The organism is Rhodococcus sp. NPDC058639, from assembly GCF_042717545.1.
Lineage (GTDB): Bacteria > Actinomycetota > Actinomycetes > Mycobacteriales > Mycobacteriaceae > Rhodococcus.
Window position 1 is genome coordinate 390,979 of sequence record NZ_JBHXRF010000001.1, and the last position, 19,906, is coordinate 410,884.

A 19,906-nucleotide genomic window follows, 5' to 3' on the forward strand; every position below is an offset into this window, starting at 1 on the left:
GCGCCACATGGCCGTGGGCGGGAACGCGGTGCGAAGTCTATGATCTGGCCGACAGTGCCGCCGGCAGTGGTGGTTGGTTCCTCGTACCGAATACCTGAAGGGCGCAATGCAGTCCGATAACGAGACTCGACCCACCGCAGCCGAAGTCCCGCCGCTCTCCGATGCCCGATTCCGCCGGTTTGCGGCAGGAAACGTGATCAACAATATCGGTGAGACTGCTTTTGTCGGAGTCGCTCCCCTCCTTCTGGTCCAGGTCTACGGTCCGACCGCAGTAGCGCTCTCGGTGGTGGCAACCGCGGTGTCCGGTCTCCTGTCTCCCTTCATCGGTGCGGCGATCGACATGCGCGGCTGGCGCATGTTCTTCTATGTCGGTCTGGCAGTCCAGTCCGCCTCGATTCTCGCTGTTGTCACCTCGCTGGCCGTCGGCCGGCTTCCGCTCGCTCTGCTGGGCATCCTCCTGGTCGTGAACGCAACTGCGAGCATCAGCTATCTCTCGGCGTGGAAAGTGGGCCTGAACGAACTCTTCCCGGATTTCCGCCGTCGTGCCCGAGGCACACTGAACACGCTCTTCTACATGACAGGCGTGATCGGCCCTCTAGCGGCGTTCGGCATCATTTCGGTGAACGGTGTGACCCTGTTCCTCGTCTTCTATGTCGTCACGTCCTGTGCCCCCGTTGTGGCTCTCCTACGGATCGACCGGGGACGGCCACGTACCGTGTCTCGCGCCGACGGGACCGCCATGGCCGCACTGTCGGCAGGCGTGACGGCTATCCGAGGATCAACGGTGCTGCGGCGGTTGCTGCTTCTCAGGTGCCTGGCTTCGGCGCTGCCCACGACGCTCATCGGCGCGCTCATCGTGCTCCGGTTCGAGTCGTATGCTGCCGCGCCCCTGCTGATATTGGCTGTCTCCAACGTCACGGTCTATGTGGGGAATCAATACGTCAGCCGAATGGCGGACTTTCCGGAAGCCAAAATTGTGCTGGTGTACGGCACGCTGGGTCTTGCCGGAATAGCGATCCTGAACATCGACAACCTGTATGCATTCGTGATCGGGGTGGCCATTTTCGGAATCGCGACCGGAGTCGGACTCTCGCATTACGTCCTTGCCGTCGTCGTGTACTCGCCCACTCAGGTGTACGGATCGATAGGTGGCGTATTCGGTCTTGCGTCGAGCGTTCTCGGTATCGCAGTCGGACTTGTGCTGTCTATGGTCGACATGATCGGCCTCAGGGCGTTCTACCTCATCCTGACGTTGCTGGCACTGGCCACTTTCGCAGCGGCAGTCCGCTACATCCGTACCCCGGAAATCTCCTCGGCGGCACTCGTGAGCGAACAATAGGACACGATTCCGGGCGTCAACCGAATACCAGCGTTGGCGCGCACTCCTGCATCACTTCTATGATCCGTTCCCTGTCGTCCAGCACTTTCGGCCCGTGCAGACCACCGGGGAAGTTCAGAGCCCCTGAGCGGCGCCACCTGCGGAGCGGACGGGTTCCTCGTGGGTATGGATCGGTCCGTCGGTCTGCCCGAGTCGCTGCCCGCCGCCACCCCACCGCAGTGCGATGATCTCGGCAGCGATCGACACCGCCGTTTCCTGAGGTGTCCGGGCCCCGAGATCCAGCCCGATCGGTGAGGACAGGCGTGCGAGATCGCCGTCCGTCATCCCCGCTTCACGCAACCGGGTCATCCGGTCGTCGTGCGTCCGGCGCGAACCCATTGCACCGACGTACGCCACGTCGAGCCGTAGCGCCACTTCCAGCAACGGAACGTCGAACTTGGGGTCGTGGGTGAGAACTGTGATCACCGTGCGCTTGTCGATCCGTCCGGCGTCGGCCTCGGCGGCCAGATAACGGTGCGGCCAGTCCACGATCACTTCGTCCGCACCGGGGAACCGCGCTTCGGTTGCGAAGACGCCGCGCGCATCGCACACCGTGACCCGGTACCCGAGGAAAGTTCCCAGATCTGCCATCGCTGCGGCGAAATCGATTGCGCCGAACACTATCAACCGAGGTGGGGGCTGGAAGACGTTGACGAACACCGACATTCCCTCGCCGCGACGCTCACCGTCGGTGCCGTAATGCAGTGTCCCGGATCGTCCGACGTCGAGCAGACCACGTGCGTCGTCGGTGACGGCATCGTGCATCCGGGAGGACGGCAGCGTCCCGGCGTCCCGGTCCGGCCACACCACGAGGCGTCGCCCGAGGACCGACGGATCGGGATGTTCGGTGACCGTCGCGACCGCTACCGGTTCGCCACCGCGTACCGACTCGACGACGTCGGAGAAGGAGGGAAATTCTGTGGTGTCGATCCGTTCGACGAAGACGTCGATGATTCCACCGCACGTCAACCCCACGCTGAACGCGTCGTCGTCGGACACCCCGTACCGCTGGAGCACCGGCGTTCCGTCGCCGATCACGTCCTGAGCCAGTTCGTATACCGCGCCCTCGACGCAACCGCCCGACACGCTGCCGGTCACCGTGCCGTCCCCTGCGACCAGCATCGACGCTCCCGGCGGGCGCGGCGCGGACCGGAACGTCGACACGACGGTGCCTACCGCGACGGTCTCGCCCGCCCGGTAGCGGCGGTCGAGTTCGTCGAGAACCTCACGCACGATGAACCTCCTCGAGCAGTGTTTCCAGTGTCGCGAGGCTGTGTCCCGCGAGCAGGCGATCGATGTGTGGCAATGCCACCGAGATACCCGATTGGATCGGTTCGTACCCGGCGTGGCCGGCATGCGGATTGACCCACAGGACCGCGTGCGCGAGCCTGCGCAGTTGTGCCATCTGCTCTCCGAGCAGTGCCGCGTCGCCGCGCTCCCAGCCGTCGGAGAAGATGACCACGACCGCGCCGCGGGCCAGTCCACGCCGTCCCCAGTGGTCCAGGAAGGCGCGCAGTGTGTCGCCGAGCCGAGTGCCTCCGGCCCAGTCGGGCACGGTGCGCGCGGCAGCGGCGAGGGCATGCTGGGGGTCGCGGGCGCGCAGTGCCCGGGACAACCGGGTCATGCGTGTGCCGAGCGAGAACACCTCGGTTCCGCCGGGGTGGGAACGGGTGACGACGTGCGCGAACCGCAGCAGCGCGTCGGCGTACGGAGTCATGGAGCCCGACACGTCGATCAGCAGCACGACCCGGCGCGGCCGCGTCGCCCTGCGGTGTCGCACCGGCCGTACCGCCTCGCCACCCGCCGCGAGCATCGCCCGCAGGGTGCGTCGCGGGTCCACCTGCCCGGCCCGGGAGGGACGCCTCCGCGCGGCGGCCCGCACAGGAAGACGGGGCCGCAATCGTGTCAGCATCTCGGTCAGGTGAGCGCGTTCGGCGGGCGTGAGTTCCGCGATGTCGCGATGCCGCAGCACTTCGGTGTCGGTGGCCGCGACCTGCAACTGGGGAGCGTTCTCTCCCGTGCCGTCGACTGCTCCCGGTGTCCGGGTCAGCGCGGCGATCCGCGCGGTGCGGGTGCGCTGTCCCCGGGTCCGCGACAGGCTCGGCACGGCGCCTCCGAACCAGCTGCGGAAGGCCGCGTCATAGCGGTGCAGATCGTCGGGGTCGCGGCACAACGTCGCCCGTCCTGCCCAGTAGACCTGCGCCGGATCGCCGATGTCGAGCTCACCGAGCGCGCGGACGTACGTGTCGGTGGCGTCCGGAGTCACGGGCATGCCGGATTCCGCGAGTGCGCGGGTGAACCCGGCGAAACCCACCAGAGTGCCGTGCCCCGCGGTCGTCATCCTGCGAGAACCCGGTCGAGACCGGCACGCGTGACGCGCTCGATGTCTTCCCGGTATTTCAGGACTGCACCGAGTGTCGCGGCTGCCGTCGCGGCGTCGAGCACGTCACGGTCGAGTTCGCGCAGCGCGCGGGCCCAATCGAGGGATTCCGCCACCCCCGGCGGCTTGAGCAGGTCGTAGTCGCGCAGCGCGTGGACCGCGTGCGCGACCTGCGCGGCGAGGGAAGCGTCGATATCGGGCAGGCGGCGCCGGAGGATGGCGATCTCGCGGTCGAGGTCCGGGTGTTCGACCCAGTGGTACAGGCAGCGGCGTTTCAGCGCGTCGTGCACCTCGCGGGTGCGGTTGGAGGTGAGCACCGTCAGCGGCGGCACCGCCGCGCGGATCTCTCCGAGTTCAGGAATCGTCACCGCGTTCTCGTCCAGCACCTGGAGCAGCAGTGCCTCGAATTCGTCGTCTGCACGGTCGATTTCGTCGACGAGCAGCACACAGGGTGCGCCGGTGAGGGCTGCCAGCAGTGGCCGGGTCAGCAGGTAACGCTCGGTGTACAGGGAGCGTTCGGCGGTGTCGGCGTCCAGGGCGCCCCCGCTCGCGGCCTCGAGGGTGCGCAGGTGCAGCAACTGCCGGGGGAAGTCCCAGTCGTAGAGTGCCTGCGACGCGTCGATGCCTTCGTGGCACTGCAACCGGACGAGCGGCAGGTCGAGTGCCTCGGCCAGTGCCGTCGCGAGGGAGGTCTTCCCGGTGCCGGGTTCGCCCTCGCAGAAGAGTGGCCGGCCCATCCGCATCGCCAGGAACGCCGTGGTCGCGAGTCCGTCGTCGGCGAGGTAACCGGTCGATTCGAGCGCCGTCACCAGGTCCTCGGGGGACCGTACCTCTGTCACCGCACCTGCCATGGGCTGAGCCTAGGACACCTCGGCGCGCCGCGACGGTGACTCGGAGTCACGGGGTGAGGCCCTGGTCCACGAGGCGACCGTGCACGCGTAGCCGTGAGATCCCTCCGTCCGGATATACGTCCAAGCGTACGAACGACAGCGGCATGCTCGCATCCACCCGGAACCGGTGCCGGCAATCGGGGAGCAGCGCAGTCTTCGGGAGCAGTTCGACGAACGCCGATGCGTCGGCCGGGTCCGAGCCGTCCGGGAGGCCCGACAGTCGTGCCCACCCGGGCGCGTTGCCGACGTAGTACGACGTGTCGATCTCCACGTGGTCGACCAGTGCGGTGCCGGCCAGGCGTACCACGACGTAGTCGTTCCCGTCGTCGCGCCGTCGCGCGTTCTCCCAGCCACCACCCATGTTCGCAGCCCTGCCGGGAGCGATGATGTTGCGCGGCGACGAGTAGAAACGGTTCGAGCAGTCCGCGATGTCGCCGCCGTTCTCCAGTGCTGCGAGATCGATCGTGCCGGTGAGGAACATCGGGTCCGGGCGAACCTCTCCGTGGACGCGGAAGCGGGCGACGCCACCGTCGGGAAAGATGTTGAGACGCACGTGGGTCCAGCGTCGCTCGCTGTCCACGGCAAAGGCGTTCGGGGTGTCGCCGAGCAGGGCCACCTTGTCGACGACGGGTTCCCAGGGGGCATCGAGAAGGTCGGCGACACCGGGATATCCCTCGAGGCATACCGCGTCGACCGACGCGAACGGTGGGAAGTTGCCGGTGAACCACGCCGTGTCGATCACCACGCCGCGGATCACGCCCGGGGTACCGAGACGCACGATGGCGAAGTCGTGTCCGGGTTCGCGCCGCCTGCGGGTTTCCCAGCCGTCGTACACCTTTCCCTTGTGTCCGAACGCGGACAGATCGTGCAGCGCCGGGCCGGGTGCGATGAGATTCTCACGCTGGGCGAACAACTCGTCGTTGGCGTACATCACCGAGCCGGTCAGTTCACGGGAGGCGAGATCGGGAAGTTGCCGGAAATCGGGCGATGTCATCGAATGTCCTTCCGGGACAGCAGTCGTGCGCGAGGAGCAGGGTCGTTGCGGCGATCACCGGTGACCGTGAGCGGTTCGCCGGCAAGCCATGTCCGGCGCACCACACCCGCGAGCGCCATTTCGGCGTAGGGGGTGACGGCGTTGCGGTGGTGGAGTTTGTCGGGGAAGACCACGAACGCGTCGTCGGGGGCGAGGACACACAGGTCGGCCGTGTTGCCGACTGCGATGTCGCCGCGGTCGGCCAGTCCGGCCACGGCGGCGGTGTTGCGGGCCATCCACCGCGTCACGTCCACGAGGGAGTGTCCGCGCCGCCGTCCTTCCGACCACACGATCGGTAGTCCCAATTGCAGCGAGGAGATTCCGCCCCAGGCTTCCCCGAAGTCTCCGATCCCCAGTTTCTTCAGTTCGGGGGTGCACGGCGAATGGTCGGACACGACGCAGTCGATCGTGCCGTCCGCCAATCCTCGCCACAGACCCTCGCGGTTGGTGGCCTCCCGGATAGGTGGGCAGCATTTGAAATGTGTCGAGCCGTCGAGGATTTCCTCACTGAACAACGTCAGGTAATGCGGGCACGTCTCTACGGTGATGCGGACTCCCGCGTCTTTCGCTGCGGCGACGAGCGGCAGGCTACCGGCGTCCGAGAGGTGCAGAATGTGTACGCGGCACCCTGTTTCGGCGGCACCGTCGATCACCTGCGCGATCGCCCGCGCCTCGGCGACGGGCGGACGCGAGTGCAGGAAATCGGCGTAGCGGCGACCCGACGGGGCGGGCTGGGCGTCGAGCGTGGGGCCGTCCTCCGCGTGGACGATGAGGAGGCCGTCGAATCCGGCGATGACGCGCATCGCTGCGATCATCTGGTCCCGGTCCAGTGGGGGATATTCGTCGAGGCCGGAATACGCGAGGAAACATTTGAATCCGTATACACCGGTCTCCCAGAGGGGTTCGAGATCCGCGAGATTGCCGGGGATCGCGCCGCCCCAGAACCCGACATCCACGGTCACCTGGTCAGCGGCGACTTTCTGCTTGACGGCGAGCGAAGCCACGTCCACGGTCGAAGGAATGGAATTGAGCGGCATGTCGATCAACGTGGTCACCCCGCCGGCGGCGGCGGCCCGGGTCGCGCTCGCGAATCCTTCCCATTCGGTGCGGCCCGGGTCGTTGACGTGCACGTGGGTGTCGACGAGGCCGGGGAGCAGCGCTTCGTCGTCGGCGAGAATCACCTCGCGTGCTCCGGGCACCGGTGCCGCATAGTCCTCGACGGCGGCGATCCGCCCGTCCCGGATGATCACGGCACATGCACGCTCATGGTCGCCGACGACGGCGCGGCGGGCCCGGATGACGGTGGTCACTCGAATCGTCCTTCCTGAGGGGCGAACCCTGCCAGTGCTCGTAGTTGCTCCGCCGTGACGCCGGCGTGCTCGTGTACTTCGGCGGCGGTGAGGGCACCGCACCCGAGGCCACGATGGAGGAACGACGCGAGTGCCCTCGCGGTGGCGGGTTCGTCGAGGAAACCGCCGTCGGTGCGTGCCGAGTACGCCGCGATCCGTTCCGCTGCGGACGGGAAGGACCGGCGATAGAACGCGAAGGTGCTGCATAACGGGTGGGCAATTGTGCGGGATGGAGGTCCCAGCCCTGGTAGAAGCCGCGGCGCAGCGAGCGATCCACGAGCCGGGCGTGCAGGGCCCACGCGGCGCGAACCTCGTCGGCGGTGCCGACGGGGATCCGGTTGGTCGAGCCGTCCGACAGGTGCACGCCGGTACCGGCCGCGGCGACCTGCATGGTCGCCTTGGCGTGGTCCGCAACCGGGTGATCCATCGCCTGGTATTCGGCGGCGATGCCACATGCCGCCGAATAGTCGTAGGTGCCGTAGTGCAGCCCGGAGCATCGCCCCTGCGCGGCGTGGATCATCGGCGCCACCTGCGCGGTCCCGTCGGGTCCGCAGACGGCTTGCGGCGTCTCGATCTGGATCTCGAAGCGCAGCGGTGAGGTGAGCCCGTGCGTGGTCTCGAGATATTCGCACACGGTGACCATCGCCGCGACCTGTTCCGGTGCCGTCACCTTCGGCAGTGTGACGACGAAACCGTCAGGGAGACAACCGTCGTCGGAAAGTTCTCCGATGAACATGTCCAGGGTGCGTACCGCACGTGCCCGGACGGCGGGTTCGAGGCATTTCACGCGGATGCCGGAGAACGGCGTCGGGTCCGGGGTGGTCCGCAGCGCTTCGGCGGCGCGCACGAGATGGGCGTCTTCGTCGGTGTCACGTGCGCCGCGTGCGATGCCGGATTGGGGGAAACCGTCCTCGAAGTCGATTCGCAGGTCTTCGATCGGTTCCGTGGCGAGTTTTGCTTCGACCAGGGGCAGGACGGCGCGGGCGAGAGCGGGTTCGACACCGATGAGTTCGGCAAGGTCGTCTGCTCCGGAGATATACCGGGAGAACGTTTCTCGCGCCTGCGAGCCCCAGGAGCGCACCGTGCCGGCGTCGTACCGATCGACGGGCACGTACACGGTGTGTACGGGTTGCCGAGCGGATCCGAGTCCCGGATAGGCCGCCGCGTACCGGGCATCGACGGCGCCCAATGCAACATCGAGCGAGTCGAGCAACCGCTCGCGTCCGTCTGCCATCCGGTCTCCCGTGTCTGCTCGGGTGTATCCACCCTTGTATACGTGCTCCGGGCGCAGACGGTAGTGCTCTCGGATCAACCGTTCGATTACCCCGGGTAACGACTGCGTTACGGGCCTTCCGGTGTGCCGGGACGCACGGTGAGGATCTGCGACATCGTGCCGATCGGACCGGACGTGTCGTGCAGCACGGTGCTCGTCAGGCCGATCCCGTCGGCTCCGAACGAGACCGAGGTGTCGAAACCGATCCAGTCGCCGCGGGGTTCGGCGAACAGGTGAACGGTGAGGTCGAGGTTGGGGAACGCGACCTTCTGCGGATCGGCCCGCACCGCCATGCCGTTCGCGATATCGAACAGTCCTGCGGCAGCGGCGAGGGTGCTCACCTTGTCGTCGTCGACCAGCGCGATCGGTGTGCGAACCCAGAAGGACGCGCGCCCGGGCCCGGTGCTCGTCCGGCGCACCTCGACCGACTCGATGAAACCGCCCGGCCACACGGTGGTGGGATCCCAGGGTTCGGTGTCCTCGGGCGGTGCGATGTGCGAGAGCGTCGAACCTGCGAGTTCGGCGGTGGGCCGCGGCTGCATGAGCCATGCCCGCGCCCGCACGACGGTGCGTCCTCCGTGGTTCAGTGCGGCCTCGACCAGTTCGATCGTGCGTCCCGGCCGCAAGACCTCCACGGCGGTGTCGACCGGGCCGACGGGCACGGTTCCCAGGATGTCGTACGACAGGCGGGCGATCACCAGTCCGTCGTCGCGCCGGGCGTCGCGGTCGGATTCGATGACGTGGGCGAGCAGGCCCAGCGCGGGGGCAATGTGCTGTTCGGCCTCGTTCCAGGCGCCGCTCACATGGCGGGTCGCGCGAAAGGACGCGGGGCCGAGTCGTTCGAAGTAGCTCATGAGTCCTTCGTGAGTGTCGTCGGTCGGAGGAGCGGGGCGGCGTCGAGCGCCGAGAGGGCCATCAGGCGCAGGACGGCACGGGTGCCTTCGGGCGAGCGCGGGTCGGCGCTGTGCGGCGTGGAGTTGATCAGGCCGAAGGTCGCGTGGGCCATCGTGCGCGCATCCGACTCCGCCAGGCCCGGTGTGATGCGGCAGAGAATCCCCACCCAGATCTCGACGTAGCGGCGCTGGGTGACGCGCACTTCGCGTCGCGCGTCGTCGGGAAGCGAATGCAGTTCACGGTCCTGGACGCGGATGAGGTCGGGGTCCCCGAGGGCGAAGTCGAGATGGAAATCGACGAGTCTCTCGAGCGCGTCGCGCGGGTCCGTGGTGTCGGCGACGACCGCGGTGCCGCCGGCGAGCAGCCGTCGGCTGATGTCGACGAGGAGTTCGACGAGCAGGGCGTCCTTGTTGGGGAAGTGCCGGTAGACGGCCGGGCCGCTGATGCCCGCGGCCGCGCCGAGGTCCTCGAGCCGGACCCCGGCGAACCCGCGCTCGGCGATCAGGCGTGCCGCGGCACGGAGCAACTGCGCACGGCGCTCGGCTTTGGCGAGGCTCCGCCGGGTCGGCGCGGGAGGCGCCGCTTCTTCGGCAGGCTCAAACATGGCGGGAAACTCCACTCGTCTGTGATCTGGACAACTCGGTTAATCATAACTAACCTAGATTTCAGTTAATGGCGATTAGTTCAAACAACCGAGGATGGTGTCCGTGACGACCGCTCAGGCGATCTCGACAACCAGCCGCGACCAGCACGAACAGCTGGTCGGAGAGCTCCGCGACAGGCTTGCCGCGGCAGCGCTCGGCGGCAACGAAAAATCCCGTGAGCGGCATGTCTCCCGCGGCAAACTGCTTCCCCGCGACCGCGTCGACGGCCTCCTCGACACCGGCAGTCCGTTCCTGGAACTCTCACCGCTCGCCGCCACCGGCATGTACGGCGACGAGTGCCCCGGCGCCGGCATCATCACCGGAATCGGCCGGGTGGCCGGGCGCGAATGCGTGATCGTCGCCAACGACGCGACCGTCAAGGGCGGCACGTACTACCCCGTCACGGTGAAGAAGCACCTGCGGGCGCAAGAGGTGGCGTTCCAGAACAAGCTGCCCTGCCTCTACCTCGTCGACTCCGGCGGCGCGTTCCTTCCCCGGCAGGACGAGGTCTTCCCGGACCGCGAGCACTTCGGCCGCATCTTCTACAACCAGGCGACGATGAGCGCCAAGGGCATTCCGCAGATCGCCGCGGTGCTCGGGTCGTGCACCGCGGGCGGCGCCTACGTGCCCGCGATGAGCGACGAGGCTGTCATCGTCCGGAACCAGGGCACGATCTTCCTCGGAGGCCCCCCGCTCGTGAAGGCCGCGACCGGTGAGGTGGTCACCGCAGAGGAACTCGGCGGCGGCGACCTGCACTCGAAGGTCTCGGGTGTGACCGACCATCTCGCCGAGGACGACCGCGACGCCCTCCGCATCGTGCGCGACATCGCCTCCACATTCGGTCCCCGCACGGAGCGGCCGTGGGACGTCGAGCCCACCGTCGAACCCGAGAAGTCCCCGGAGACCCTGTACGACGTGGTCCCCACCGACTCGCGCATCCCCTACGACGTCCACGAGGTCATCTCCCGTGTCGTCGACGGCGCCGGCGGTGCCAACGGTGCCGGCCGGGGGTCCAGCAGCTTCCACGAGTTCAAGGCGGAGTACGGCAAGACGCTCGTGACCGGATTCGCGCGCATCCACGGGCACCCGGTGGGCATCGTCGCAAACAACGGTGTGCTCTTCGGCGAATCCGCTGTCAAGGGAGCGCATTTCATCGAACTGTGCGACAAGCGCTCGATCCCGCTGGTGTTCCTCCAGAATATTTCCGGCTTCATGGTCGGCCGCGACTACGAGGCCGGTGGCATCGCCAAGCACGGTGCCAAGATGGTCACCGCCGTCGCGTGCGCCCGGGTTCCGAAACTGACCGTCGTCATCGGCGGCTCGTACGGCGCCGGCAACTACTCGATGTGTGGCCGTGCGTACTCGCCGCGATTCCTGTGGATGTGGCCCAACGCGCGCATCTCCGTGATGGGCGGCGAGCAGGCCGCGTCGGTCCTCGCGACCGTACGGTCCGACCAACTCGACGCCTCGGGCAACCCGTGGACCGCTGAGCAGGAAGAGGAATTCAAAGCGCCGATCCGCGAGCAGTACGAGGAGCAGGGCAACCCCTACTACTCGACCGCCCGACTCTGGGACGACGGCATCATCGACCCTGTCGATACCAGAAAAGTTCTCGGACTGGCACTTTCGGTGTGCGCCAACGCGCCCCTCGAGCCGGTTTCCTACGGCGTCTTCCGGATGTGAGCGACATGAGCGATACGAATCGGATCGATACGGTCCTGGTAGCCAACCGCGGTGAGATCGCCGTGCGCGTCATCCGGACCCTGAAGGATATGGGACTGCGCTCGGTCGCGGTCTTCAGCGAAGCCGACCGCAACGCGCGGCACGTGCGTGAGGCCGACACCGCGGTTCTGCTCGGCCCTGCGGCGGCACGCGAGAGCTACCTGGCGATCGACAAGGTCATCGATGCGGCCGTCGCGACGGGAGCGCAGGCGATCCACCCGGGATACGGGTTCCTTTCGGAGAACGCGGCATTCGCCGCCGCCTGCGCCACAGCGGGTATCGCGTTCCTCGGCCCGTCGGCGCACGCCATCGAGACGATGGGCGACAAGATCACCGCGAAGAGCGCGGTCTCGGAATTCGGGGTTCCCGTCGTGCCCGGCATCTCGCGGCCGGGACTGACCGACGCCGACTTGATCGCCGGAGCCGACGAGGTCGGCTATCCGGTGCTCGTCAAGCCGTCCGCCGGCGGCGGCGGAAAGGGCATGCGCCTGGTCACCGATCCGGCAGATCTGCCCGCCGCGCTCGCGTCGGCCCGTCGAGAGGCCGCGTCGTCGTTCGGTGACGACACGCTGTTCCTGGAACGGTTCGTCCAGCGGCCCCGCCACATCGAGGTGCAGATCCTCGCCGACACGCACGGCAACATCGTCCACCTCGGCGAGCGCGAATGCAGCCTGCAGCGCCGCCACCAGAAGGTCGTCGAAGAGGCGCCGTCGCCGCTGCTCGACGCGGTCACGCGCGCCCGCATCGGTGAAGCGGCCTGCAACACCGCCCGCAGTGTCGACTACACCGGTGCGGGCACCGTCGAGTTCATCGTCTCCGCGGACCGGCCCGACGAATTCTTCTTCATGGAAATGAACACCCGCCTGCAGGTCGAGCACCCCGTCACGGAAATGGTCACGGGCCTCGACCTCGTCGAATGGCAGGTCCGGATCGCCGCCGGTGAACCGCTGGGGTTCGGCCAGGACGACATCACCCTCAACGGTCACGCCATCGAAGCGCGCATCTACGCCGAGGATCCGGCCCGCGGGTTCCTGCCGACCGGCGGTCACGTCGCCGACGTCGTCGAGCCCTCCGGGCCGGGAGTGCGGGTCGATTCCGGCGTGCAGGCCGGCACGATCGTGGGCAGCGATTACGACCCGATGCTGGCCAAGGTCATCGCCCACGCCGCCGACCGGGCGGGCGCACTGCGCCGCCTCGACCGGGCACTCGCCGACACCGCCGTCCTGGGCGTGGTCACCAACATCGACTTCGTGCGTTTTCTGCTCGCCGACGACGAAGTCGTCGCCGGTGCCCTCGACACGGGCCTGCTCGACCGGCGCCTCGAGGACTACGCCGCCCCGGGCACGTCGGACACCACGTTCGTCGCCGCTGCCGCACACCTCTGGTTGAAGCACTGGTCGGCCGCAGACTCCGACCCGTGGTCGGTACCGGACGGCTGGCGCGTCGGTACCCACCTGCCCACGAGCTTCCGTCTCACCTCGGGCGATCGCACCGTGCACGTGGGGCTCAGCGGAACGCCCGCCGCCGGATTCTCGAGTGTGGAAGACGGCGAACGTAGTTCGCTGTCCGTGACGCTCGACGGATCTGTGCTCGCCGTCGTGGTCGACGGACGCCGCCACGTCTTCCGTGTGGCCGAGTCCGACGGCGCGATCTGGCTCGCCGACGGCCACGGCAGTGTCTCGGTCCGCGAAGTCGAGGAGGCAGGGGTACGCGGGGACGACGCGCACGCCGGCAACGCCGACATCACCAGCCCGATGCCCGGCGCCGTCATCGCCGTCGCTGTGGAATCCGGCGCCGAAGTCGCTGCCGGAGAGACGATCGTGGTCGTCGAAGCCATGAAGATGGAGCATTCGCTCACCGCGCCGGTCGCCGGCACCGTAGAACTCTTCGCCGCTGCGGGTGAGCAGGTCAAGGTCGATCAACTTCTCGCGCGGGTCACCCCGCACGCCGATACGAAAGAGGCAACGGAATGACGGAATACCTGGCAACCGGGCAGCTTCCCGACGAGTACGAGCAGCTGCGCAAGACGGTCGCCGACTTCGCACGCACCGTCGTCGCGCCGGTCGCGGCCAAGCACGACGCCGAGCATTCGTTCCCCTACGAAGTGGTCGCGGGCATGGCGGACATGGGGTTGTTCGGTCTGCCTTTTCCCGAGGAGTACGGCGGGATGGGCGGGGACTACTTCGCTCTGTGCCTCGCCCTCGAGGAACTCGGCAAAGTCGACCAGTCGGTCGCGATCACGCTCGAGGCCGGCGTGTCGCTCGGTGCCATGCCGATCTACCGGTTCGGTACCGAGGCGCAGAAGCAGGAATGGCTTCCGCAGCTCGCGAGCGGCCGGAACCTCGCGGCTTTCGGCCTGACCGAGCCCGGCGCGGGTAGCGACGCGGGCGGGACGAAGACCACCGCGAAGCTCGACGGCGGCGAGTGGGTCATCAACGGCAACAAGCAATTCATCACGAACTCCGGCACCGACATCACTTCGCTCGTCACCGTCACCGCGGTCACCGGGGTGCGGGACAACGGCAAGAAGGAGATCTCCACGATCCTCGTTCCGGCCTCCACTCCCGGTTTCACCGCCGAGCCCGCCTACAACAAGGTGGGGTGGAACGCGTCCGACACCCATCCGCTGACGTTCAGCGATGTGCGGGTGCCCGAGGAAAACCTGCTGGGCGAGCGCGGTCGCGGGTACGCCAACTTCCTGCGGATCCTCGACGAGGGCCGCATCGCGATCGCTGCGCTGTCCACCGGTGCCGCGCAGGGCTGCGTCGACGAGTCGGTCAAGTACGCCAAGGAACGTGAGGCATTCGGCAGCCCGATCGGCAGCAACCAGGCAATCGCGTTCAAGATCGCCCGGATGGAGGCGCGCGCTCACACCGCGCGCACCGCGTACTACGACGCCGCCTCGGCGATGCTCGCCGGCCGACCGTTCAAGAAGCAGGCCGCGATCGCGAAGCTCGTGGCGTCGGAGGCGGCGATGGACAATGCCCGCGACGCCACCCAGATCCACGGCGGCTACGGATTCATGAACGAGTACGCCGTCGCGCGGCACTACCGCGACAGCAAGATCCTCGAAATCGGGGAAGGCACCACCGAAGTGCAGCTCATGCTCGTCGGACGGGAACTGGGACTGTGAGCGACACGGCGCCCGCGGAGAACGCGAAACGCATCACGCAGCGTGGACTGTGGTTCGAAGAATTCGAACTCGGCGCGATCTACGAGCACCGGCCCGGCCGCACCATCACCGAAGCCGACAACGTCCTGTTCACCACCCAGACCATGAACACTCAAGCGCTGCATCTCGATGCCGCGTACGCGGCGGGTAGCGCGTTCGGGGAGCGGCTGGTGAACTCGATGTTCACCCTCTCCACCATGATCGGTCTCTCCGTCGCGCAGTTGACCCAGGGAACGATCGTCGCGAACCTCGGTTTCTCCGAGGTCTCCTTCCCGAAGCCGTTGTTCCACGGCGACACGCTGTATGTGGAGACGAAGATCCTCGACAAGCGTGAATCCAAGAGCCGCCCGGGCGAAGGCATCGTCACCCTCGAGCACACCGGGCGAAACCAGCACGGTGACGTCGTCGGGATCGCAGTCCGCCAGACCCTCGTACAGAAGAGGCCTACGACATGACATGGACACTTCCCGGCCCGGCGTGGCTGTTCTGCCCCGCCGACCGACCCGACCGCTACACCAAGGCTGCCGCCCGTGCCGACGTGGTCATCATCGACCTCGAGGATGCCGTCGCGCCGGCCGACAAGCAGTCCGCCCGCGACGCACTCGTCGCCACGCCGCTCGATCCCGAGCGCACCGTGGTGCGGATCAACCCGGTCGGCACCGAAGATCACGGACCCGACCTCGAGGCATTGAGCCGCACCCCGTACACGCGGGTGATGCTGCCGAAGTGTGAGAGCGGCGATCAGGTGCGTTCCCTCGCGCCGCTCGAGGTGGTCGCTCTCGTGGAGTCTCCGCTCGGCGTGCTCGCGGTCGAGAGTATCGCGAAGGCCGAGAACACCATCGGAATGATGTGGGGCGCCGAGGATCTCGTGGCGGGGCTGGGCGGCAACTCCAGCCGCGGGCCGGACGGGCTCTACCGTGGGGTCGCCCAGCACGCTCGGGCGGTCACGTTGCTCGCGGCGAAGGGCTACGCGCGCTGGGCACTCGACTCGGTGTACCTGAACATCAAGGACACCGACGGTCTGCACGACGAGGCGCTCGACGCCGTGGCGGTCGGATTCGACATCAAGGTTGCGATCCACCCGGGCCAGATCGGCGTGATCCGCCGCGCCTACGCACCCACACCGGACGAAGAGGCATGGGCGCGACGGGTACTCGACGCGGCCCGATCGGAGCGCGGGGTGTTCGATTTCGAGGGCAAGATGGTCGACGCCCCGGTATTACGCCACGCCGAACGCCTGCTTCAGCGTGCCGCCGCGAGTACGCCGTCGTGATCCGAGGGCGTCAGCGCGTGCGGTGACGCAACAGCTGGGTGAGGCGGTGTGCCCCACCGAGCAACAGAGCCCCGACGTCGGGTGTGCGATCGGCACGGAAGCGACTTTCCACGCCGGTCAGGCTCAACGCCCACGTCGGGGCTCCTCTGTGGTCGAAGACGGCCGCGCCCATCCCCCAGCTGCCCTCGACGATCAGTGCGGGATTGACGGAGTAGCCGGCCAGACGGGTCGCGGCGATCCGTTCTTCGACGGCGGCGCGCGAGTGCTGCGCACCCCACGTGGCCGTCAGGTCCACGCGGGAGAGGTAATCGCCGATGTCCTTGTCGGACATGTGGGAGAGGATGGCGAGCCCGGCGGACGCGACTCCGAGCGGAAACCGGATTCCGATGTGCAGCACGTGCGAACGCAACGGGAAGCTTCCTTCTTCGCTTGCCACACATACCGTTTCGTCTCCGCGACGGGCGGACAGAAACGCGCTTTCCCCCGATTCACGGGCGAGGTCGCGAAGTACGTCTCCGGCCAGGTCGGTGATGTCGTATCGGGTGGCTGCCACCGAACCCAGCAGATACAGCTCGGGCCCGAGCGACCATCGGCCCGACTTCGGATCCCGGTCGACCAAGCCTTCGTCGGCGAGCGAGCTGAGGAGCCGGTGGACGGTCGGCCGGGCCAGATCGGTCGCCCGGGCGAGGTCCGAGGTCGAGGCTCCGTCCGGTTCGTACGACGACACGGTCCGCAGCAGCGTGCTCACTCTGCCGATCAGCTGTCCTTGGGCGGTCACGGCCTCACTCTACGTCCACTGAATGAACGAATTCTTTCCGTGCGTTCGGATAGCGAGCAATTGCCGCATTATCGGCGCGCTCACTTGTGATTCTCACCTGCAGCAACTTTATTGGTGGGACGAGACAGACGACGTTCATTCAATGGACGTCGGCGGCCCGGCAAGGTCGCGAATCCCCTGACCCGAGAGGTGTGCGTTGGCAACGAAAGTGTTCCGGTCCGCGGTGGAGGCCGTCGCGGACGTGACAGACGGTTCGTCCCTTGCGGTGGGCGGGTTCGGCCTGTGCGGCATCCCCGACATTCTGATCCGGGCGCTCGCGGAGTCGGGCGTGACCGACCTCGAAGTGTTCTCCAACAACTGTGGGGTCGACGGCCACGGACTGGGAATACTTCTCGGTGACAAGAGGATCCGCCGGGTGACCGCGTCGTACGTGGGCGAGAACAAGGAGTTCGCCCGCCAGTACCTGTCGGGGGAACTCGAGGTGGAGTTGACGCCGCAGGGCACGCTCGCGGAGAAGTTGCGTGCCGGCGGCGCGGGCATTCCCGCGTTCTTCACCCCGGCGGGCGTCGGAACCCCGATCGCGCTCGGCGGGCTGCCGTGGCGGTACGACGCCGACGGTGGCGTCGCGGTGGCGTCACCGGTGAAAGAGGTCCGTGAGTTCCGGGGCAAGAAGTATGTACTCGAGGAGTCGATCACCGCGGACTTCGCTCTGGTGCACGCGCTGAAGGGGGACACCGAAGGAAACCTGGTGTTCAACAAGGCGGCGATGAACTTCAACCCGTTGGCCGCCATGGCCGGACAGGTGTGCATCGCGCAGGTCGAGGAACTCGTCGAGCCGGGCGAGATCGATCCCGGCGAGGTGCACCTGCCGGGCATCTTCGTCGACCGGATCGTGCATACCGGGGCGCAGGACAAGCAGATCGAAAAGCGGACCGTCAAGGCAGGAAAGGTAGCGGCATCATGAGCGTCGAAGTCGAACGGGCGGTGGGCTGGACGCGCACGCAGATGGCGGCCCGCGCCGCGCAGGAGTTGGAGCCCGGCGAGTACGTGAACCTGGGGATCGGGCTGCCCACGCTGATTCCGAACTACCTGCCCGACGGCGTGCGGGTCACCCTGCACAGCGAGAACGGCATCCTCGGTACCGGCCCGTACCCCGAGGAAGAGGCGATCGATGCGGATCTGATCAATGCCGGCAAGGAGACCGTCACGGTCAACGCGGGCGCGGCATTCTTCGACTCCGCGCTGAGCTTCGGGATGATTCGCGGCGGGCACATCGACACCGCGGTACTCGGCGGGATGGAGGTCTCGGTCACCGGAGATCTGGCGAACTGGATGGTGCCGGGCAAGATGGTCAAGGGCATGGGCGGCGCGATGGATCTCGTGCACGGCGCCCGCAAGGTGATCGTGCTGATGGAGCACACCGACAAGACAGGAAACCCGAAGATCGTCGAGCGGTGCTCGTTGCCGCTGACCGGCGAGGGTGTGGTCCAGCGGATCATCACCGACCTCGCGGTCATCGACGTGACGGACGCCGGATTGGTCCTGCGCGAATGCGCACCGGGCGTGACCGAGGAACAGGTGGCCGCCGCGACCGGCGCGCCGCTCACCGTCGACCTCGCATGACATCGCCGGTGGTTCCGTTGCCGATCACCCGGCGCGGAACCACCGGAACAGCGACCGCCTCCGTGCCGGTCGTGCGCGGCTGGACGGCGGATCCGAACGGCCTTCCTGCGCAGCGAGGAGGGCGCGCCGGGCTTCTTCCCGCCGTGCCTGCCTCCCGGCCCGCCACGTTTCGACCACTGCGTCGGCGTCCGCCTTGTGGACCGGAATCGGTAGCTGACCCGGATGCAGCATGTATTCCACCACCCGCCGGTTGAGCCCCGCGACGATCTCCCGGACCGACTGTTCGGACGGCACGTTCGCCACGGTCTCGGGTAGTCGCTCGATTTCCCGGCGCAACTGCAGGGGCAGGGGCAGCAACGCCTCCGTCGAGAGCCCCTGCCGGGCGAGGTACGCCTTCACCCACCACAATTCGTCGTCGCCGTGATCGGGGATGGGTTTCCCCGCCCCCGGCAGGTCGTCGAAATCACCGCGCTCCTGCGCGGCGCGGATCTGGCGTTCGATCCACGTCTCGAAGGAGATGTCCGGTCGTTTCCGCTCGGTCACCGGTCCAGGATGCCACCGCGACCCGGCACCGCACGGACGATGCGCTGTGGTTCGGTTTCGGCGGTGGCATACCCTGTGGCACATGGAAGGACAGCGGCCGACGCGCCGGGCGGCCGACCCGCCCGTGGACACTTCGACCGTGCTCGGCAAGGTCGTCACCGTCCTGCACGCCTTCACCGCCGACGACCACGGAGTGACGCTCGCCGAACTCGGCCGTCGCACGGGTTTGGCCAAGGGCACTCTCCACCGCGTGGTCAACGATCTGATCGACGTCCGATTGCTCGACAAGGATGCGTCCGGGTATCGGCTCGGCGGCCGGATGTTCGAACTCGGCATGCGCGCGTCGGTGGAGCGACGACTGCTCGAGGTCGCCATTCCTTTCATGGAAGACCTGTACGAGCGCACCCATGAAACCGTGCACCTCGGAGTTCCCGAAGGCACCGAAGTCGTCTACGTCTCGAAGATCGGCGGCCATCGCCCGGCACCGGCTCCGTCACGGGTAGGTGGTCGAATGCCCATGTACTGCACTGCGATCGGCAAAGCACTGCTCGCGTTCTCGTCGCCGGCACTGTTCGTGGACGTCGTGGATGCCGGGCTCGCCCGCAAGACACCGCGCACGATCACCGCGCCGGGCCGGTTCCGTGACCATATCGATCGCATCGCGAGCACGGGCGTCGCCTTCGAGCACGAGGAATCGGCGGTCGGGTTGGTGTGTGTCGCTGCTCCCGTGCTTCTGGGAGACGAGGACCCGGTCGCCGCGATCAGCGTCACCGGGCCCGCCACCCGGTTCCGGCCCGAGAAGCACGCGGCGGCGGTGAAGGCGGCGGCAGCGGGCGTGGCATCGACCCTTGCCCGTCGTGCGGCCCTGCGGACCCTGTGAGCGGGTCTCGGATCTTCTGCGGCCACGCGTTCCACTGAGCGGAACCTACGGCTAGGTAAGCGGTACTCGTACCC

18 protein-coding genes and 1 pseudogene are annotated in these 19,906 nt (G+C 67.5%); 9 read left to right on the forward strand and 10 right to left on the reverse strand.

Translation table 11 applies throughout. The features are described 5' to 3' along the window. Positions 1 to 193 precede the first annotated feature (193 nt). The gene (locus ACFWU2_RS01810) at positions 194 to 1,339 is read left to right on the forward strand and encodes an MFS transporter (RefSeq protein ID WP_378599378.1); all 1,146 of its coding nucleotides are present in this window, start codon (positions 194 to 196) and stop codon (positions 1,337 to 1,339) included. Between the two features lie 114 nt (positions 1,340 to 1,453). Here the strand turns inward: ACFWU2_RS01810 and ACFWU2_RS01815 are convergent, their stop codons facing one another. The 8 genes and pseudogenes from ACFWU2_RS01815 to ACFWU2_RS01850 form a co-directional block, all read right to left on the reverse strand. Next, the gene (locus tag ACFWU2_RS01815) at positions 1,454 to 2,611 is read right to left on the reverse strand and encodes an XdhC family protein (RefSeq protein WP_378599381.1); all 1,158 of its coding nucleotides are present in this window, start codon (positions 2,609 to 2,611) and stop codon (positions 1,454 to 1,456) included. Then, complete coding sequence (locus ACFWU2_RS01820) at positions 2,604 to 3,719, reverse strand: VWA domain-containing protein (protein WP_378599384.1); 1,116 nt, start codon at positions 3,717 to 3,719, stop codon at positions 2,604 to 2,606. The genes ACFWU2_RS01815 and ACFWU2_RS01820 overlap by 8 nt, the downstream gene beginning before the upstream one ends. After that, the gene (locus tag ACFWU2_RS01825) at positions 3,716 to 4,609 is read right to left on the reverse strand and encodes an AAA family ATPase (protein ID WP_378599386.1); all 894 of its coding nucleotides are present in this window, start codon (positions 4,607 to 4,609) and stop codon (positions 3,716 to 3,718) included. Before ACFWU2_RS01825 ends, ACFWU2_RS01820 begins: the two co-directional genes overlap by 4 nt. Positions 4,610 to 4,655: 46 nt before the next feature. After that, a complete protein-coding gene (gene alc, locus ACFWU2_RS01830) occupies positions 4,656 to 5,642 on the reverse strand; it encodes an allantoicase (protein ID WP_378599389.1) in 987 nt (328 codons plus the stop codon). Beyond that, positions 5,639 to 6,991 (reverse strand): allantoinase AllB, encoded by a 1,353-nt coding sequence (gene allB, locus ACFWU2_RS01835; RefSeq protein WP_378599392.1) that lies wholly within the window; start codon positions 6,989 to 6,991, stop codon positions 5,639 to 5,641. Before allB ends, alc begins: the two co-directional genes overlap by 4 nt. After that, positions 6,988 to 8,264, reverse strand: a pseudogene (locus ACFWU2_RS01840) (DUF6986 family protein). The gene allB and the pseudogene ACFWU2_RS01840 overlap by 4 nt, the downstream one beginning before the upstream one ends. 107 nt (positions 8,265 to 8,371) lie before the next feature. Further along, entirely contained in the window at positions 8,372 to 9,157 is a 786-nt protein-coding gene (locus ACFWU2_RS01845) for a thioesterase family protein (protein WP_378599395.1), read from the reverse strand. Further along, positions 9,154 to 9,801, reverse strand: a complete 648-nt coding sequence (locus tag ACFWU2_RS01850; protein ID WP_378599398.1) for a TetR/AcrR family transcriptional regulator — start codon at positions 9,799 to 9,801, stop codon at positions 9,154 to 9,156. Before ACFWU2_RS01850 ends, ACFWU2_RS01845 begins: the two co-directional genes overlap by 4 nt. 94 nt (positions 9,802 to 9,895) lie before the next feature. Between ACFWU2_RS01850 and ACFWU2_RS01855 the strand changes: the two genes are divergently transcribed. Genes ACFWU2_RS01855 through ACFWU2_RS01875 form a run of 5 tightly spaced genes read left to right on the forward strand, consistent with a single transcriptional unit; the run spans position 9,896 to position 16,008 of the window. Beyond that, positions 9,896 to 11,524: a carboxyl transferase domain-containing protein gene (locus ACFWU2_RS01855; RefSeq protein WP_378599401.1), complete on the forward strand. Its 1,629-nt coding sequence runs from the start codon at positions 9,896 to 9,898 to the stop codon at positions 11,522 to 11,524. A 5-nt stretch (positions 11,525 to 11,529) separates the two neighbouring features. Continuing rightward, entirely contained in the window at positions 11,530 to 13,536 is a 2,007-nt protein-coding gene (locus ACFWU2_RS01860; protein WP_378599404.1) for an acetyl-CoA carboxylase biotin carboxylase subunit, read from the forward strand. Beyond that, positions 13,533 to 14,696: an acyl-CoA dehydrogenase family protein gene (locus tag ACFWU2_RS01865; protein WP_169621032.1), complete on the forward strand. Its 1,164-nt coding sequence runs from the start codon at positions 13,533 to 13,535 to the stop codon at positions 14,694 to 14,696. The genes ACFWU2_RS01860 and ACFWU2_RS01865 overlap by 4 nt, the downstream gene beginning before the upstream one ends. Then, on the forward strand, positions 14,693 to 15,190 hold the full coding sequence (locus tag ACFWU2_RS01870; protein WP_378599407.1) for a MaoC family dehydratase: 498 nt from the start codon (positions 14,693 to 14,695) through the stop codon (positions 15,188 to 15,190). Before ACFWU2_RS01865 ends, ACFWU2_RS01870 begins: the two co-directional genes overlap by 4 nt. Further along, positions 15,187 to 16,008 carry an HpcH/HpaI aldolase/citrate lyase family protein gene (locus ACFWU2_RS01875; RefSeq protein WP_378599410.1) on the forward strand — a complete coding sequence of 274 codons (822 nt, stop codon included), beginning with the start codon at positions 15,187 to 15,189 and terminating at the stop codon, positions 16,006 to 16,008. Before ACFWU2_RS01870 ends, ACFWU2_RS01875 begins: the two co-directional genes overlap by 4 nt. 10 nt (positions 16,009 to 16,018) lie before the next feature. Here ACFWU2_RS01875 and ACFWU2_RS01880 read toward each other — a convergent pair whose 3' ends face one another. Then, positions 16,019 to 16,768, reverse strand: a complete 750-nt coding sequence (locus ACFWU2_RS01880; RefSeq protein WP_378600226.1) for an IclR family transcriptional regulator — start codon at positions 16,766 to 16,768, stop codon at positions 16,019 to 16,021. A 214-nt stretch (positions 16,769 to 16,982) separates the two neighbouring features. Here ACFWU2_RS01880 and ACFWU2_RS01885 point away from each other — a divergent pair, with 214 nt between their 5' ends. Together ACFWU2_RS01885 and ACFWU2_RS01890 are read left to right on the forward strand one after the other, a co-directional pair. After that, entirely contained in the window at positions 16,983 to 17,750 is a 768-nt protein-coding gene (locus tag ACFWU2_RS01885) for a CoA transferase subunit A (RefSeq protein ID WP_378599412.1), read from the forward strand. Continuing rightward, on the forward strand, positions 17,747 to 18,409 hold the full coding sequence (locus ACFWU2_RS01890; RefSeq protein ID WP_378599415.1) for a CoA transferase subunit B: 663 nt from the start codon (positions 17,747 to 17,749) through the stop codon (positions 18,407 to 18,409). Before ACFWU2_RS01885 ends, ACFWU2_RS01890 begins: the two co-directional genes overlap by 4 nt. Positions 18,410 to 18,433: 24 nt before the next feature. Here ACFWU2_RS01890 and ACFWU2_RS01895 read toward each other — a convergent pair whose 3' ends face one another. Beyond that, positions 18,434 to 18,952, reverse strand: coding sequence for a DUF1992 domain-containing protein (locus tag ACFWU2_RS01895; RefSeq protein WP_378599418.1), 519 nt, complete (start codon positions 18,950 to 18,952; stop codon positions 18,434 to 18,436). A gap of 82 nt (positions 18,953 to 19,034) precedes the next feature. Between ACFWU2_RS01895 and ACFWU2_RS01900 the strand changes: the two genes are divergently transcribed. Next, positions 19,035 to 19,832 (forward strand): IclR family transcriptional regulator, encoded by a 798-nt coding sequence (locus tag ACFWU2_RS01900; RefSeq protein ID WP_206036885.1) that lies wholly within the window; start codon positions 19,035 to 19,037, stop codon positions 19,830 to 19,832. Positions 19,833 to 19,906: the final 74 nt, after the last annotated feature.

Coding starts and splice junctions, on each gene's coding strand:
- ACFWU2_RS01820 (WP_378599384.1), bottom strand. CDS start 3,719: ATGACGACCGCGGGGCACGGCACTCTGGTGGGTTTCGCCGGGTTCACC.
- ACFWU2_RS01825 (WP_378599386.1), bottom strand. CDS start 4,609: ATGGCAGGTGCGGTGACAGAGGTACGGTCCCCCGAGGACCTGGTGACG.
- alc (WP_378599389.1), bottom strand. CDS start 5,642: ATGACATCGCCCGATTTCCGGCAACTTCCCGATCTCGCCTCCCGTGAA.
- ACFWU2_RS01845 (WP_378599395.1), bottom strand. CDS start 9,157: ATGAGCTACTTCGAACGACTCGGCCCCGCGTCCTTTCGCGCGACCCGC.
- ACFWU2_RS01850 (WP_378599398.1), bottom strand. CDS start 9,801: ATGTTTGAGCCTGCCGAAGAAGCGGCGCCTCCCGCGCCGACCCGGCGG.
- ACFWU2_RS01855 (WP_378599401.1), top strand. CDS start 9,896: ATGGTGTCCGTGACGACCGCTCAGGCGATCTCGACAACCAGCCGCGAC.
- ACFWU2_RS01860 (WP_378599404.1), top strand. CDS start 11,530: ATGAGCGATACGAATCGGATCGATACGGTCCTGGTAGCCAACCGCGGT.
- ACFWU2_RS01865 (WP_169621032.1), top strand. CDS start 13,533: ATGACGGAATACCTGGCAACCGGGCAGCTTCCCGACGAGTACGAGCAG.
- ACFWU2_RS01875 (WP_378599410.1), top strand. CDS start 15,187: ATGACATGGACACTTCCCGGCCCGGCGTGGCTGTTCTGCCCCGCCGAC.
- ACFWU2_RS01890 (WP_378599415.1), top strand. CDS start 17,747: ATGAGCGTCGAAGTCGAACGGGCGGTGGGCTGGACGCGCACGCAGATG.
- ACFWU2_RS01900 (WP_206036885.1), top strand. CDS start 19,035: ATGGAAGGACAGCGGCCGACGCGCCGGGCGGCCGACCCGCCCGTGGAC.